Consider the following 15652-nt stretch of genomic DNA (forward strand, 5'->3'; position numbering starts at 1 on the left):
AAACGCTCGTTAGTCGGCCTTACCAACAGACCTAGAATATGGATCAATGGCATCACGCAAACCGTCACCAATAAGCTGCACGGAGAAGGTTAGCAAAACAAGCACTGCAGACGGCACCAAAAGCACCCACGGAGAAGTCTGCACAACGCTTTGGCCAGCATTAAGCAAAGTACCAAGAGAAGTATCCGGAGCCTTAATACCAAGGCCCAAGAAGCTCAAAGCAGTTTCGCCGTTAATCGCACCAATAACACCAAGAACCGTGTTAATAATCAATACAGAACCCAAGTTTGGAACCAAGTGGCGCACAATAATGCGGAACGAAGAAACGCCCTCGAACTTAGCTGCACGAACATACTCACGTTCGCGCAAGCTCAAAGTCAACGTACGAAGAGTACGAGCGTAACCAATCCAACCAAAAGCTGTTAAGCCAAATGCCAACCACAGCCAATCGCTACCACCACTAGAAGCACTAATGATTAAAGCAATCAGCAGGAAGGAAGGAACAATCAGCAGCATGTCCAAAAGCCACATACCAACCTGCTCAAACCATCCTTCGAAGTAAGAAATAGCAGTACCAACCAAAGCAGCAATAACTGTAATGGTAATAGAGCTAACAATACCAATGGAAAGTGAACGACCAAGTCCGCGCACAACCATTGCGTACATGTCTGAACCGCCTGGCGTAGTTCCCAGCCAATGCTCTGCAGAAGGAGGAGTTGCTAGAGAAGAAAAGTCTGGTTCGTCGTAGCTCCACTTTGAAATCTTTGAGCCAAACAAAGCAAAAAGAATCAAAATTACGAACATAACCAAGCCCACAACTGCAGACGGGCGACGGAAGAATCGACGCGTATAAAGCGTCATCTTACCAGTGCGCTTAAAGTTGCCCCAGGCACCAGCAGTAGCTTTTCTATCTGCAGCAGATTCTTGAGGTTTTGAAGATACATCTTTTTTATTCATATCAAATTCACCTACACTGTTCTGCTAGTTCAAACGAATACGTGGGTCGAGCCAAGCAGAGAAGATATCTGCAAGCAGAGCACCAACTAAGGTACATACAGCACCAAACGCTGCAATAGCAACAGAACCGTTAATATCGTTCTGCATAATGGTCTGAACGAAGTAGCTACCAAGGCCGTTAATAGCAAACACGGTTTCAGTAATCACAGCACCCGTAAACACGCCTGCAATAGAGAAGGCGACGTCAACAGCTGTTGGAATCAAAGAAGTACGCAAAGCGTGGCGGCGAATAGCCAAATTCAAAGGTAAGCCCTTAGCGCGAGCCGTACGAACGTAATCAGCATTCATAGTATCGAGAAGATACGTGCGCTGCGTTAAATGATACCCAACCATGCCAGGAATTGTCATAACAATCGTCGGCAAAATCAAATGCTGAAGGAAGTCAAGAAGGAACATGAACGGGTCAGAACCTTGGTAAGAGTGCAAACCAGTAACGTAGAAAAGTCGCACGCCTGTTGCGTGGTTAATGCTAATAGCAGCAAGCACAACCATCAAACCCAAAACTGCTGCAGGAACAACCAACAGGAAGGTTGCGGTGGAATTAAGAACTCTATCTTGCCACTTGTACTGACGGATAGCAGTGTAAACACCAACGCTAACACCGAGAACAATGCCAAGAATTGTAGCGCCTGTAACCAGCTGAACAGATGCGCCAATACGAGACATAATTGCCGGACCAACTGGAGCTTGATCTGGGCTCAATCCCCAATCCCACTTAGTAAAAATGTTGTAAATCCAACGGCAATAACGAGTAAACACTGGAGTCTGGTCGTTAATATTTGCCAAATCCAAAGAACGGTTGATTGATGCAATAGGTGGATGCGGATGCCTAGACATGTAGTTCGAACGCGGTCTCATAAAAGCACTTGTCAAGAAATACGTCATGGATACGGCAACAAACAACATCACCACATAATTCAGGCATCGTTTAACGATGTATCGTATCATTGTGACTCTTTTCTACGACTAGCCATTTTTTACCTCCATTCGGCATCCATAAATCTTGTGATTTACAGTATTGCCGATCTAACACTCGACCTTGAAAAGGGCGTGTTTGAATCAACCCTTGTCAATCCGGGACACATAATTAGTATATTTTTAGCCAAGCTATGTACAAAGAGACAAACAGAAAATATTTTTGCACAACACTTTTCTCAATACCCAAGGGAAAAATTTCGTATATATAAGTTACATTATACATATCTAAACATGCAAAAAAACGCAAAATATCAGTGATTTCTAGCTATATTTTTACACAAAGACATGTATTTTAAAATCAAAAAAGTATTTTTATACATACAAAATACGTTTTATAAGCAAATATAATAAATTCAAAATTTAATTACAAAAACTGAATATTTACCGAAAAAATTGTAGTTTTACTAAAATAATTAATAGTATTCAAGCAAATGCCGAAAATAGGCATAGACAAGAAACACACGCGAGACATTGAGCAGTATACAATATTTTTTATTCGTATTTTCAACTCTAAAAGGAGAATGAATAAGCTCATGGCTGAAAACGTCAAAGCCGTAACTCTGGAACATGTAAAAAATTATTCCAAACATTTTAACGAACAGCGCGCAAATCTTCTCGCCGCGAATGCAGCAGTAACAAATGGTGTGCTTAAAGCCGCAACAAGCTACCAAGGCAAGCGTGCTCTTCCTCGCGAATTCTCAATAGAATTAAAACAAGGCAGCATTACCAATCAGAAGCGCTCCGGACGCTGCTGGATGTTCGCCTCACTTAATACTTTGCGATACGAAGTAATGCATAAGTGGAATTTAGACGACTTTGAGTTTTCAGAAAGCTACCTATTCTTCTGGGACAAGATTGAAAAAGCAAACGCTTATTTGGAAAATGTGCTTTCAACACTTGATGAAGATGTTAATAGCCGACTTTTTGAGAGCATTAACTATGGTCCAATCGATGACGGCGGCTGGTGGCAAATGTTCGTCAACTTGGTAAACAAGTACGGACTTATGCCAAAGAGTGCATATCCAGATTCACAGAACTCAGTCGACTCTGATGCATTCGTACAATACATCAATACCAAGTTGCGCGAGTTTGCATACGAATTGCGTGAAGCTCATAAGAACGGAACTTCTTTGGAAGAATTGCGCGAAATGAAAGTTCGCGATTTGGAAACCGTTTATCGTATGACAACTATTGCCCTGGGTGAACCACCTGCACAGTTTGACTTCTTCGCACGAACTAAAGATGACGATGACGATAAGAAGGACGGCGAAAAAGACGAAACCAAGAAAGATGGCGAGAAAACCGGCAAAGCTGACAAGCCAAAAACCGGCAAAGATGAGCGTCCAATGATTTGTGAATACGGAATTACTCCACTTGAGTTCGCAAAGAAGTACGTTCCAGTTGACGTAAACGACTTCGTAACAATATGCAACGCACCTATGGAACGCACACCATTCAACAAGCTCTACCAATTTAAGTACAGCACCAACGTAGCTGAAACAAAGGAAATGGAATTTGTTAATGTGCCTCTCGATGTATTCAAAAAAGCAGCTGTAGACCAATTAAAAGATGGTCATCCAATCTGGTTTGCATGCGATTGCACGCAGTTCTCCTTGCGTGACAGTGGATTCTTCGATCCTGCAGTTGTGCGCGTAGATGAATTGTTTGACGTGAAGTTTACATTCGATAAAGCTCACGGCTTGGAATATATGGATTGCCCAGGAAATCACGCAATGACATTCACTGGCGTGAATCTTAACAAAGATGGCGAGCCAGATCGCTGGAAGATCGAGAACAGCTGGGGCAAGGATGCTGGCGAAGATGGCTATTATGTTGGCTCAGCAGAGTGGTTCGATCGTTATGTGAACGAAATAATCATCAACAAAAAGTACCTTGACAAAGAAACTTTAGCTGTATTGGATCAAGAACCAGTAATGCTTGAACCGTGGGCGCCACTTTCGAAGCGTTGCCGTTAAATCGTTACCATTAAAATTAAGTTTGGTAACTATGTGAGCGCAGATTGTTTTTGCAGTCTGCGCTTTTATTGTTGTTTTACTTTTTTCACAAATTAAAAAGAAGCCCGGCGGGAAGAGAAACCCGCCGGGGCAGAGAGAAAGAGAGAAGAAGGTTTCAATTATGGGGTTCGAAAACGAACCTCGCTAATGGCGAACCATTAACATATGTTAGTATAGCTAAACATTCGTCCAAAGAAAAGAGTTTTTCCTTAAAATTTCCTTAAAATATTTTCTTTTAGAGAACCATTTGCTATGTTCTTTAATTTTACAATTTATTTATTGAGAATTTCAACCTATTTCTCACTATTTTCCAAAGATTTTTTTGCTGCAGCAAGTCTTTCCGCCTCGACACGCTGACGCTCGGACAAAGCAGATGCAAAACGCTCAAGCTCCTCCTCAACTGCTTCTTTTGGAATCTTGGCAAAAATAGGACTTGGCTTAGGCACAGGCGTACCTGCTACCAACTCCTCACTCTCCCAAGGATGAACAGTTTCCCCCAAGCGATAATCGCCCGTAATAATCGGATACTTGAAGTCTGGATTATCCAAATCTTCAACTTCTTCAATATGAGGCAAAGGCGAGAATACGCCAGTGCCACCAAGTGCTTCCCAAACTTTTTGAGCTGCATGAGGCAAGAATGGCGCAAGCAGATGATTAGCATCCGAAACAGCCTGAGCTGCAACATGCAACACAGTACCAAGGCGATCCTCATCATCTTTAATTTTCCAAGGCTCAGTTGCAGAAATATATTTATTAATATCCGCAACTACTCGCATTGCTTCAGTAAGAGCATTCTTCTGACGATGACGCTCAATCAAACTACCAACCAAAGCAAAAGCATCAGAAGTTTGATCGAGAAGAGCGCGATCCATTGCAGTCATAGAATCTTCATCAAGAGGAGGAATTGCACCAAAGTTCTTATTAATAAGATTTGCCACACGATTGACAAGATTACCCCAGCTTGCAGCAAGTTCTTCGTTATTGTGACGAGCAAACTCAGCCCAAGTAAAATCAGCATCAGAATTTTCTGGACCCGCAATAGAAATGTAGTAACGCACAGCATCTACAGGGTAACGTGCCAAAATATCCTTCACATAAATCACGATTCCGCGCGAAGAGCTGAACTTCTTGCCTTCCATAGTCATGAACTCAGAAGCAACAACCTGTTCAGGCATGTTCAATGGGCCATAAATGCCAGCCTCACCACCTTTAGAACCAGCACCGTTGTAGGCAAGCATTTCCGAAGGCCAAATCTGAGAATGGAAAGTAATGTTATCTTTGCCCATGAAGTAGTATCCAGGAGACTTAGGATCACACCACCAATCACGCCAAGCGTCTGGCTTGCCTTGTCGACGAGCCCATTCAATAGATGCAGACAAGTAGCCAATAACAGCATCAAACCAAACATATAAACGCTTATTTGGATTATCAATCCATCCTTCAACAGGAACAGGAATGCCCCAATCAATATCGCGCGTAATAGCTCGCGGCTTTACTTCATTAAATAATCCAAGCGAGAAATTAATAACATTCGTGCGCCAACCTTCGCGAGAATGAAGCCAGTTAACATTCGCTTCAGCCAAAGCAGGCAAATCTAGGAAATAATGTTCAGTTTCTTCAAAGCGCGGAGTTTCACCATTAATTTTAGAAACTGGATTAATAAGCTCATCCGGATCAAGCTCGTTTCCACAAGCATCACATTGATCGCCACGAGCACCATCTGCGCCACACAATGGGCATGTGCCTTCAATATAACGATCTGGCAAAGTACGACCAGTGGAAGGAGAAATAGCAACCTTCTGAGTGCCCTTGTAAATATAGCCGTTCTTTAAGCACTGACGGAACATTTCTTGCACAACATGCTCGTGATTTGCAGTGGTAGTACGCGTGAACAAATCGTAGCTCAAACCTAAATCGCACAAATCCTTAGTAATCACACGATTATAACGATTAGCAAGCTCTTGTGCAGAAACGCCTTCCTTATCTGCTTCAACCAAAATAGGTGTACCGTGCTCATCCGTGCCAGACACCATTAATACGTCATTACCTTTCATGCGCTCGTAACGCGCATATACGTCTGATGGGACCCCGAAGCCTGCGACGTGACCAATATGACGAGGGCCGTTAGCATACGGCCAAGCAACATTCACCAAAATATGACTCATAGACAATTATTATCTTGTTCAACGCGGACAGTACATAAGAACATTGCAAAAAGAATCCCAAATATACGAGAAAAACACGCTGGATAACAAGCCTCACACGAGTTCATCCACATATCCACAAGTTATAAAACCAGCCTGGAATTGAAGCAAATATAAACATAATCTCAACTTATGCACTACGAAACTAATGCACTAGAAAACATGCACTAAAAAACAACAATATGCACAATACGAATCGTAAATAATCGCGCTGAAAAATAAATATGCAAAAAGAAAGGATTAAAGAAAATTGAAAAACCAACAAAATATGCGCAATTTATTGGATATTTGCGAAGAAACACAAACGCAATTCCCAGAATTACTTGACGACAACCATTTACCAGGTCCAATGTGCATGAAAAAACTTTCTCAAATTGGTGTATTCAATAGGCTTGATTTAAATGCAGGATATTCAAATAAGGCAGCTATTTCCACTCAAGGAAGAAGCAATATTGTGAGCAATCTTATGCCTACAGAAAGCATAGCCTGTTTATTTACTGCAGCATGGGTTTGGATAGGGGGTCATTTTCCTGAAAATATAGATGTTATTGATTATGGGCACAGAAGAAAAAAGCCGCACGGTCATGCGATTCGCGCATTTCGAAGACACTTAAACAATGAAGAATACGTAATACTTGGAAAAATTAGAATAACAACGCCAGAACGAACAATTTGCGATTTAGCGTACACTCCAAGCGAAAACGAAGAGCACGAACCTTATAGAAAAGATATTGCTCACCTATTGATATCTAAATACAGCATTGACTTGCGAAAATGCAAACGTACTATTGACGGAAACCCATATTTCCCAGGCTCAATACATGCAAGAAATTGGATACGAAACATTGCGAAAGAAGCAAACAAACCATGGAAATGAAGAACTCTTATGCAACTAAAACAAACAGCCCTCCAAAACCACCTATAATACTCACGCCATCTGTTGCTATCGACCCTGCAACAAAAATGGAAGTGCTATGGTACATCGCGCAAAAAATACCGGAACTTCGAAAATGGATTATTGCAAACCCTTCAGCAGACGCGCAAATTTTAGAATATATTTCTCAACAAGGTGGACCTGACGTTCGTTACAGTTTTGAAGTGCTATTTTCTGCGTATGACAGCAATGAATAGAAAGCAAAAAATAGTAGCAAAAGCAGAAATCTTATTTTTGATCAGGTTTATGCTCAAGACAAGACGCATAAACTTGCTTACGATTAGCAAAAGATCCGTCAGCAAACGGATGCTCTTTTACTACTTTTGTAATTGCTTCTTTTATGCGCAAACCTTCGGATTCTGCACATTCAAGCGAAAGCTTTGCAAGAGCATCAATGCTTAAATCTGTGCTTTCAGACTGCACTTCTTCATCACTTGCACCACCGATAACTAAAACTATTTCACCTCGAGGAGGATCCGCTAAAACACCATCGTGAATACTTTGCACAGTTCCACGACGAATTTCCTCAAAATCTTTTGTAAGTTCACGGCATAACGCCATTGGACGATTAGAACCAAGTACTGCCAATATGTCTTCCATTGCTTCTGCAATACGATGTGGAGCCTCATAAAATACTATTGTTCGTCGCTCGGCTTTAAGTGAGCGCAAATGCTGTTGACGCTCACCAGATTTACGAGGCAAAAAGCCTTCATAACAGAAGCGATCGGTTGGCAATCCAGAAAGAGCAAGCGCATCTAAAACTGCACTAGGACCAGGCGCGCAAGTAACAGGCAAATCTCGCTCTATTGCACGTCGAACAACAGCAAGACCCGGGTCGTTAATGGTAGGCATACCTGCGTCTGAAACAACAAGAACAGTGCTACCCTGCTCAACTTTGTCTAGCAAGCCATCTGCCTTATTTCGCTCATTATGATCGTGGTATGCGATTACGCTACCAGAAACATGTACACCAAGGCGATTCGCTAAATCATAAAGCCTACGCGTGTCTTCAGCAGCAACAATATCAGCAGTTTCAAGAAGATTAATTAATCGTGCAGAAGCGTCTGCCATATTCCCGATAGGCGTAGCAGCTAAAACAACTTTACCTAAACTATCTTCTTCGTTACACATCTTGAATCTCCTTATAAAACTTCTTAAAACTCTACACGAATTTATAAAAGAACGCACTTACAAAGCGAGGTATTTGATTAGAATTATGCTTAGTGTAATTGCAATATAAGCGAAACGAAAAGAGACACTATGAAGATTATAAATCAGAAAATAAAAAGTATAGATGGAAGCGATGCGCAGCTTATTGGATATATTTTAGACGATAATTTAGATAGCAAAGGCTTGCAAAACCGTCCTGCAATTCTAATTTTGCCAGGCGGAGGCTTCTTGCGCGTATCGAATCGTGAGGCAGAGCCTGTTGCCATGAAGTTTGCTGCAGAAGGATTCCACACTTTTGTGTTGCGATACTCGCTTACTCCAAGCACATACCCAACTCAGCTTTTAGAAGCAGCAGAAGCGATCAGCTTAATTCGCAAAAACGCAAAAGAATGGCACGTAGATGCGCAAAAAGTTGCAATTATTGGATTCTCCGCTGGAGGGCATGTGGCTGCAAACCTTGCAACTAGCGTTAGCGACGAAGTTGAGGAAGCAAACGGGTATGCTGCTGATGACGTGCGCCCAAATGCTCTTATGCTCGCATATCCTGTTATTTCTGCTGGGAAATATGCGCATAAGCCAACGTTCGATCGTCTATTTGGAGAAGTTAGCGACGAAGAGCGAACTGAACTTGTCAATAAACTTTCGCTGGAAAATCACGTGGATCGTAAAACTCCACCTGTATTTGTATGGCAAACCATTACTGATCAAACAGTTCCAGTAGAAAATTCAATAATGTTTGTGAACGCTTGCGTTGAAGCTGGAGTAAGTGTTGAAGCGCACCTGTTCCCTAAAGGACCTCACGGCTTAGCTTTGGCAGTTAAAGAAACAGCAAAACGCGACGAAAACGGAAATGTGCTTACTGAATTTGTTCAGCCAGAAGTTCAGCAGTGGGTTAAGCTTGCTTGCGATTGGTTGCATCGCACTTTTGCGTAATTTAACTTCAACTCTCCCGCGTTTGTTCCCTTTTTAACCCATTTGGTAAACAAAGCAAAAACAAAACGTCGCCCACACACCATGATTGATATGTCGACGACGTTTTGTTACTTGCTATTAATAAGTAATTTTAATTAATCTCAATATTTAAGAGAAAATCACACTATTAATATTTCACACTATTTTTGGCATTGGAGTAGTTAGTGAAGATGTGAGATTTACTTGCACAACTCCAGCTCCAGCGTGAACTTCCACTTTCTTCAATGTCACAGTGCGAGAATCTTCAGGTGCATGATCATCGTCAGTCATAGTTGCTGGCGACTTTACAGCAACAAGCGCGAGGTCATCGAAAACAACTCCAGAATTTGCACACAAATTCTGCGCTTCTTTCAATGAATCAGCAAAACCTGCTTTATCGATCACACGCTCAGTAGGAACACCGTAAGCTTCTGCGCACAGCAAGTTAATTCGCTCCCTAAGCGTCTTTCCACGCCTACTTTCTGGAACTTTCGTTTCAACATCATCAGTTATTGCAGACACAAAATCGTCCAGCTGATTTGCCAAACCATCGCCACCATCGCGGAATAAATTGCCAACAATCGGCTTTCTGAATCCTAAAGACTTAGCTTGTTCCAACAATTCAGGAACTTGATTATCTTCACCTTCCCACAAATTAATCAACGGGAACGTAGGGATATTAAGAGATTCCAAACGAGAAACATGGAATGGGTAACGCCAAGCCAAAGTTTCGTCATCTCGCCAAGTAGTTGCGCGAGTAACTACAACTGCAGCAGCAGGCCACTTTGCACCAAACTCGCGAGCAGCAATATCTAACCACTTTTGAGCACCAGCATCCGTACCATAACCTGCTTCTACAACCACAACATCATGCTCAGCGCAAGCCATTTCAACACTTACAAGGCTTGGAATACCAAGCGAAACGTTCGCAAACGGGCCACAATGAACGTAAATTGGAGAACCATTAATCGTCTCAGTTTTAGCAGGCTTTACAGCGTCGGCAAGAATATTGGTGATTCGCCACAAATCCACAAACTCGCCAAACTGAACAGACTTACCGTCTTTTGTGCCAGCAATCATTGAAGAAACACGATGAGAAATCTCGTCCATACTGCGCGACAACACTACGATTTGCATGAGCTCACAAGTTGGCGTCAAAACGACGCGCTCAGGAACAGTCCCCTTGCCAAAATCAACAGCAATGCTTCGCAAAGATCGCGAAGGAACTTCGCTAACTCGAGGAACTAAAATAGTATCAAGGGCACCCTCGTCGACTGCTTTTTCCGCAAACGACACAAGCAAATTCTGCGCGCAAGCAATAGCAGCCATTTCACCACACAAACCCCAGTCAATCAACTCAGGGTGAGAAAGCGAAGACTTACCGCCACCACTTGCACCACCTTTAGAACCAGCAGCTGTAATGCCCATGCTTGGCTGACGAAGAACTGCAGCTGCGTCCACACCTCGCTCACGCAAAGCATCAACCAACGCAATAGTTGTAGTCGTTTTACCTTCTCCGCGAGAAGCTTTCAAAGGAGTATCAGCAGTAACAAGCAGAACTTTACCGCGCTTCCTAGGCTCCTCTGGATGTTGCTTTAAATAATCCAAGTACCCAAAGGCATCAATTTTTTTAACCAAACCGAATGTTGTAGTGTATGAATCAAGAATGCTCATGTACCCCTCTTTCATAGGCATATTGGCACAACTATGCATGCGGATAATGTTAATTACATGATTCATACTATACGATTGTTTGTTCGCAGCATAGGCACCACACGCAATATCTATACGCGCTATTAGCAACGTCTATAGCAAAATAACAAAAGATAACAAAAATGCCTTCCACATGAAATAAAAAGTTCATTTCTTAGGAAGGCATCTGAGTTATTAAATTATTTTCGTAAGTTTTTCCATATCAATTACGAGAAAACTTATTTAATTGCATTTCAGTGATCAGAACGATTAAAACCATTCTTCATACGCATGCTAGTGATGTACAGCACCGTGTCAAGCAAAGAATCGGTTTCTTTCTTCAACTTTGCCGCCATATCGTCATTTGCTTCAGCCAAAGCCTCACGCACTTTATCGTTGCGAAGCTCGGCAATAATAGCTTCGGGATCGCGAACTAAATCATCGTAATCTTCGCCTTCATCACCTTCACGTTCTGGCTCGTAATCAGCCAAATCAACGCCAAGAATATCTGCCACGGCAGCATCCGTAGACTTGACCATTGCGTGACCAAGGGAACCGACAACTTCTTGGTAGCGCTCAATCGCGTTTGCAGTGTCGTTAAATGCGGCATCCGCAAGAGCAGCAATAATGCGATTCTCCCAATAGAAGTTTTCGCTTGTTACGCGAGTAGTCGTATCTTCCAAATACTTTGGAGTGCGATTTACGTTTGGATAGAACGGAATCAAAGAATTGAAAGGATTAGAACCGTAAGTAATCCACTGAATTGCACGCATTGCTTCCGGCATGTAAGGGCGGATTTGCATTACAGCAAGCTCGCTTTGACGGTTAATGCCGATTGGACGCAGCATATGACGAGTATACTCATCTCCAAGCTTGCCGTAAGGATCATACTCAGTACCCTGATAGTGAGAGCTCAAAACGTACTTAACGTCTTCAATTGTTACCTTGCGCTCAGGCTGGCGAGCCCAAGGAATATCGTTGCTGTCCGGACGATGATCAGCGTCTTTACCATCCCACACTTCGTCATACGGATTCAAGAAGCGCTCCATGAACCATGCGCGAGGAGTGTTGTACACGTGGTCAGCATCCGAATGAGAGCCAAAAGCATCACGAGGGTTAAACGGAGAAGCGTTTTCCACCGACAAATCCAAGTGATTTTCTTCAATAAATTCAAGCAAATCAGCCGAGCACATATGCTCTTCTTGAAGATCAAAAGCATCATCTAAATCGAACTCGTCAATTCCAAGCTGGTTTGGCATAACAACATAAGCTTCATCCGGCACACGCTTAGCAATCCAATGATGACCACCGACAGTTTCAAACCACCAAATCTCGTTCACATCCGAAAATGCAACGCCATTCATCTCATAAGTGCCGTACTTTTCAAGCAATGCGCCCAAACGCTCAACACCTTCGCGAGCGCTACGAATATAAGGCAAAACAAGCGTTAAGAAGTCTTCTTCACCAATTCCACCCGGCACTTCCGGCTTATAGTCAGCATCCCCAACTTTGCCTTGCGCTTTTTGAAGCTCAACCATTGGATCTGCGCCTAACACACGCTCGTTGGATGTAAGCGTTTCAGTTGCGCTCATTGCAACGTTTGCTTCGTTAACGCCAGCTTCTCCCCAAATTCCTTCGCGCAAGTCTGCGTTTGGCACGCTTGTGTATTGCATTGGATTATCCGGCAACTCAACTGTTACGTGGCTAAGAACAGACTTATAAACGCGAGGTTGATCTTCCGGCTTTACTACCACTAAGCGCTTTGGATTAAATTCGCCATTTGCGGAGTCTTCGTTACGCGCAATAAGCGTAGATCCGTCGTAGCTTGCTTTTCGACCAACAAGAATTGTTGTGCATGCCATATTTGCATCCTCTGTTTTTAGATTTTATATTTTATTTTTAGATTTATTACTGTTTGATTCTAACGCTTAGGCGTTAACTGCTGACCTAATTGGTTGCCCTCGTGCTTGCGTTTAGGCTTTACCAGTAAGGAACATGCCATCAGCATCTACACCTGAAGTTACGTTTCTTACTTCACGCAACAATTCATTCATATAGAATCCCGGTTTAAGGTTTGGCAAAGGCTTTTCTGTACCAAAAACTTCAAACATGTATTCGTGATCTTTATCAGGAGGCTGCGGGCCGTTGTAACGCATAGTAATTGCTGGATCAGTGCAACCAATAAATCTGCTTGCTTGCGAGTTACGTCCTTGAAGCGCTTCTGGAATCATAGAAGTCATCGTGCGAGAAAAATCTTCCGGTATTTGCAAAGCGTGAGAATCGTTAAAATCAAACATTAACGCTTCAACAGGCACGTTTGCAGCAGTCCAGTGAATCCACTCAAAACCGCATACCGGTATTGCGTCGTCGTCAACAAAACGCCAATGCAAATAATGCACGAAAGATGGCAATTTATCTATATAAAATGGAAACGAAACTACTGGAATTCCATTGATTTTATTCTGCTCCGGCGCAGCTTTAGAATAATCGTCTGGAACAGTAGTGAAATCTGTAGAAATATTCATAATTTAAGTATCTACCATTACACAACACTAATCAACTGCGCGAGTAACAAATAAACGCAAACGTTCACGTAATTTAATTGTTCAAGCAGATTGTGACGCTCAAGCAAAAAACACTACAGAAACAACGCTAACTGCATAATTTGACGGTCAATATAAAACGTGCGCCCAGAAAAATCTAAACTGGGCGCATTAACTAAAATGTAATTTTTTACCGTACTCTATTTATTTTGTAACAGCCTCCTCATGAGTTTCAGCAGCCTTAGCTGCCATAGCTGCTTTCTTAGCAGCACGCTCTTGCTTCTTAATTTCTTCAATGAACTCAGCATGCTTTACTGCAGGAAGCCAGCCAGTGTTAACAACCTTAACCTGCCATACCCAAGCCAAGGCAAACAGAATAACAGCAACAATAATCAAGCTTATAGCACCAACGCCAGCACCGAGGTGAGCGAAGTTACCCACAACAGTACCAATCCAACCAAAGTCAGCATCGCCGAAGGTGGAGTTTGCCAAGCCGAAGGAACCCATAACAGTAAGCAATACTGCTGGAAGGAATGTAATAATTAAACCGTTAATAAAACCACCGAGAATAGCACCACGACGACCACCGGTTGCATTACCAAACACGCCTGCACCACCACCATCGAAGAAGTGAGGCACCATTCCTGGGAGAATCAATGCCAATCCCCAAGCTGAACCCATCCAAATTGCAATAAGTCCGAGAGCTACAAGACCTCCAACGAAGGAAGACAAGAAGCCAATAAGAGAAGCATTAGCACCGTATGGGAATACGATTGGAATATCCAATGCTGGACGAGCGCCTGGAACGACCTTGTTAGCAATACCCTGGAATGCAGGAACCAATTCACCTAAAATAATACGAACGCCGTAGAGGATGACACTAACACCAATTCCAAATTGCAAAGCCTGAGCAAAAGCCGCCATGTAGAAGGCACTATAGTCCGTAGGATGAGACGCGAAAATCTTGAAGAGTTCCTTTACTGGCAACACAACCGAAGCCCACACTGCGAATACCAAATACAGCACAACCATCAACAAAGTCGTGGAGACCATTGAATCACGCAAGAAGCTCAATCCCTTAGGGAAGTTGATATCTTCAGTAGACTTAGACTTCTTACCAACAGCAGCACCAACAGCACCAGAAACAATGTAACTTAAGGAGTTAAAGTGACCAATCGAGAGCTTATCGCTACCAGTAATACGGTTCATAAAAGGCTGCGCAAAAGCTGGCAGAACAACCATAACCGTTGCCATAATGACAGAGCCGACAATAACAATAAGCAACTGGTTGCTTGCGCCAAAACCAACGGAAAGAACTAGAGCCAAAAGCATAGACATGAACACCATGTGGTGACCAGTCAAGAATATGTACTTCAGAGGAGTAAAGCGTGCAGCAAGAAGCATAAGAACGAAGCTGAGCACAATAATGTACGCAGAAGTAGCACCGTACTGACCTGCAGCCTGAGCAGTAATAACCTCATTTGTAGGTACAACACCATGAGCACCAGTAGACTTCAAAACCAAGTCGCCAAATGGAGCAAGGGCGCCAACAACAACGCCAGCACCTGCACCCAAAATGAGGTAACCCATAGCAGCCTTTAAGCCGCCTGCAATCACCTGTCCTGCACTACGCTTGAGTGCGATAAGACCGATTGCTGCAATAATACCAATCAAATAAGCCGGCACATTCAAAATCTGCTGACTTATGAAATTTAAAACCTGAACTACAATGTTCATCTTATTTCCTTCTTTTTATTTAGAAAAAGCGAATAGCGCATGAAATAACAGTATGACTATGCCAAAGCAGTAAGCACGTAATCAGCATAATCAAACGTTTATTTGTTACACATAATTTATGCGTAACGCTCAAGCACACCCTTCACCTCTTCAACATCCATGAAATTTTCAATTGTTTCTACAGGAGTGGTAGTGCCCTCAAGCTCTGGAGCAAGCTGAGGAGAAGTGAGCACAAGATCATTCATATTGGCAGTACCTTTTGCACTTCCAGCATCGGAAGTAGTAACTGTAACATCAAGACCTAAGTCTGCTGCCGCAGCCTCAACATTGATTTTTAAAAGTACAGACGTGCCAATGCCGTTTCCGCATACACATAGAATATTCATAGATAACCTCTTTCGTTGAGTTGTA

13 protein-coding genes are annotated in these 15652 nt (G+C 42.7%); 4 read left to right on the forward strand and 9 right to left on the reverse strand.

Going from position 1 to position 15652, the window contains the following annotated elements:
- Positions 1 to 9: 9 nt before the first annotated feature.
- Complete coding sequence (locus HXT44_RS06355) at positions 10 to 957, reverse strand: ABC transporter permease (RefSeq protein ID WP_064621662.1); 948 nt, start codon at positions 955 to 957, stop codon at positions 10 to 12.
- A 24-nt stretch (positions 958 to 981) separates the two neighbouring features.
- Positions 982 to 1965 (reverse strand): ABC transporter permease, encoded by a 984-nt coding sequence (locus tag HXT44_RS06360; protein ID WP_033888405.1) that lies wholly within the window; start codon positions 1963 to 1965, stop codon positions 982 to 984.
- A 563-nt stretch (positions 1966 to 2528) separates the two neighbouring features.
- On the opposite strand from HXT44_RS06360, the gene HXT44_RS06365 reads away from it, so the two are divergent.
- Positions 2529 to 3971 carry an aminopeptidase C gene (locus tag HXT44_RS06365; protein ID WP_102703489.1) on the forward strand — a complete coding sequence of 481 codons (1443 nt, stop codon included), beginning with the start codon at positions 2529 to 2531 and terminating at the stop codon, positions 3969 to 3971.
- Between the two features lie 332 nt (positions 3972 to 4303).
- On the opposite strand, the gene metG is transcribed toward HXT44_RS06365, so the two are convergent.
- On the reverse strand, positions 4304 to 6175 hold the full coding sequence (gene metG, locus HXT44_RS06370; protein WP_004108005.1) for a methionine--tRNA ligase: 1872 nt from the start codon (positions 6173 to 6175) through the stop codon (positions 4304 to 4306).
- A gap of 289 nt (positions 6176 to 6464) precedes the next feature.
- Between metG and HXT44_RS06375 the strand changes: the two genes are divergently transcribed.
- Both HXT44_RS06375 and HXT44_RS06380 read left to right on the forward strand, forming a co-directional pair.
- Positions 6465 to 7091 (forward strand): hypothetical protein, encoded by a 627-nt coding sequence (locus tag HXT44_RS06375; RefSeq protein WP_012914503.1) that lies wholly within the window; start codon positions 6465 to 6467, stop codon positions 7089 to 7091.
- A complete protein-coding gene (locus tag HXT44_RS06380) occupies positions 7082 to 7345 on the forward strand; it encodes a hypothetical protein (protein WP_004108011.1) in 264 nt (87 codons plus the stop codon). The genes HXT44_RS06375 and HXT44_RS06380 overlap by 10 nt, the downstream gene beginning before the upstream one ends.
- Before the next feature lie 31 nt (positions 7346 to 7376).
- On the opposite strand, the gene rsmI is transcribed toward HXT44_RS06380, so the two are convergent.
- On the reverse strand, positions 7377 to 8279 hold the full coding sequence (gene rsmI, locus HXT44_RS06385; protein ID WP_004108018.1) for a 16S rRNA (cytidine(1402)-2'-O)-methyltransferase: 903 nt from the start codon (positions 8277 to 8279) through the stop codon (positions 7377 to 7379).
- A 129-nt stretch (positions 8280 to 8408) separates the two neighbouring features.
- On the opposite strand from rsmI, the gene HXT44_RS06390 reads away from it, so the two are divergent.
- On the forward strand, positions 8409 to 9251 hold the full coding sequence (locus tag HXT44_RS06390) for an alpha/beta hydrolase (RefSeq protein WP_410311048.1): 843 nt from the start codon (positions 8409 to 8411) through the stop codon (positions 9249 to 9251).
- A 174-nt stretch (positions 9252 to 9425) separates the two neighbouring features.
- Here HXT44_RS06390 and HXT44_RS06395 read toward each other — a convergent pair whose 3' ends face one another.
- From HXT44_RS06395 to HXT44_RS06415, 5 genes are all read right to left on the reverse strand, one after another.
- On the reverse strand, positions 9426 to 10943 hold the full coding sequence (locus tag HXT44_RS06395) for a formate--tetrahydrofolate ligase (protein WP_004108022.1): 1518 nt from the start codon (positions 10941 to 10943) through the stop codon (positions 9426 to 9428).
- A gap of 272 nt (positions 10944 to 11215) precedes the next feature.
- Positions 11216 to 12823, reverse strand: coding sequence for a C69 family dipeptidase (locus HXT44_RS06400; RefSeq protein WP_004108025.1), 1608 nt, complete (start codon positions 12821 to 12823; stop codon positions 11216 to 11218).
- 111 nt (positions 12824 to 12934) lie between these two features.
- The gene (locus HXT44_RS06405) at positions 12935 to 13486 is read right to left on the reverse strand and encodes a YbhB/YbcL family Raf kinase inhibitor-like protein (RefSeq protein ID WP_004108030.1); all 552 of its coding nucleotides are present in this window, start codon (positions 13484 to 13486) and stop codon (positions 12935 to 12937) included.
- 222 nt (positions 13487 to 13708) lie between these two features.
- Positions 13709 to 15241: a PTS ascorbate transporter subunit IIC gene (locus HXT44_RS06410; RefSeq protein ID WP_421782841.1), complete on the reverse strand. Its 1533-nt coding sequence runs from the start codon at positions 15239 to 15241 to the stop codon at positions 13709 to 13711.
- Between the two features lie 116 nt (positions 15242 to 15357).
- Positions 15358 to 15627 carry a PTS sugar transporter subunit IIB gene (locus tag HXT44_RS06415; RefSeq protein WP_004104746.1) on the reverse strand — a complete coding sequence of 90 codons (270 nt, stop codon included), beginning with the start codon at positions 15625 to 15627 and terminating at the stop codon, positions 15358 to 15360.
- Positions 15628 to 15652 lie beyond the last annotated feature (25 nt).

This window comes from Gardnerella sp. DNF01198P, assembly GCF_049244165.1.
Classification (GTDB): Bacteria; Actinomycetota; Actinomycetes; order Actinomycetales; family Bifidobacteriaceae; genus Bifidobacterium; species Bifidobacterium swidsinskii.

Coding starts and splice junctions, on each gene's coding strand:
- HXT44_RS06380 (WP_004108011.1), top strand. CDS start 7,082: ATGGAAATGAAGAACTCTTATGCAACTAAAACAAACAGCCCTCCAAAA.
- HXT44_RS06400 (WP_004108025.1), bottom strand. CDS start 12,823: ATGGCATGCACAACAATTCTTGTTGGTCGAAAAGCAAGCTACGACGGA.
- HXT44_RS06415 (WP_004104746.1), bottom strand. CDS start 15,627: ATGAATATTCTATGTGTATGCGGAAACGGCATTGGCACGTCTGTACTT.
- HXT44_RS06365 (WP_102703489.1), top strand. CDS start 2,529: ATGGCTGAAAACGTCAAAGCCGTAACTCTGGAACATGTAAAAAATTAT.
- HXT44_RS06410 (WP_421782841.1), bottom strand. CDS start 15,241: ATGAACATTGTAGTTCAGGTTTTAAATTTCATAAGTCAGCAGATTTTG.
- HXT44_RS06355 (WP_064621662.1), bottom strand. CDS start 957: ATGAATAAAAAAGATGTATCTTCAAAACCTCAAGAATCTGCTGCAGAT.
- rsmI (WP_004108018.1), bottom strand. CDS start 8,279: ATGTGTAACGAAGAAGATAGTTTAGGTAAAGTTGTTTTAGCTGCTACG.
- HXT44_RS06360 (WP_033888405.1), bottom strand. CDS start 1,965: ATGATACGATACATCGTTAAACGATGCCTGAATTATGTGGTGATGTTG.
- HXT44_RS06395 (WP_004108022.1), bottom strand. CDS start 10,943: ATGAGCATTCTTGATTCATACACTACAACATTCGGTTTGGTTAAAAAA.
- HXT44_RS06405 (WP_004108030.1), bottom strand. CDS start 13,486: ATGAATATTTCTACAGATTTCACTACTGTTCCAGACGATTATTCTAAA.
- metG (WP_004108005.1), bottom strand. CDS start 6,175: ATGAGTCATATTTTGGTGAATGTTGCTTGGCCGTATGCTAACGGCCCT.
- HXT44_RS06390 (WP_410311048.1), top strand. CDS start 8,409: ATGAAGATTATAAATCAGAAAATAAAAAGTATAGATGGAAGCGATGCG.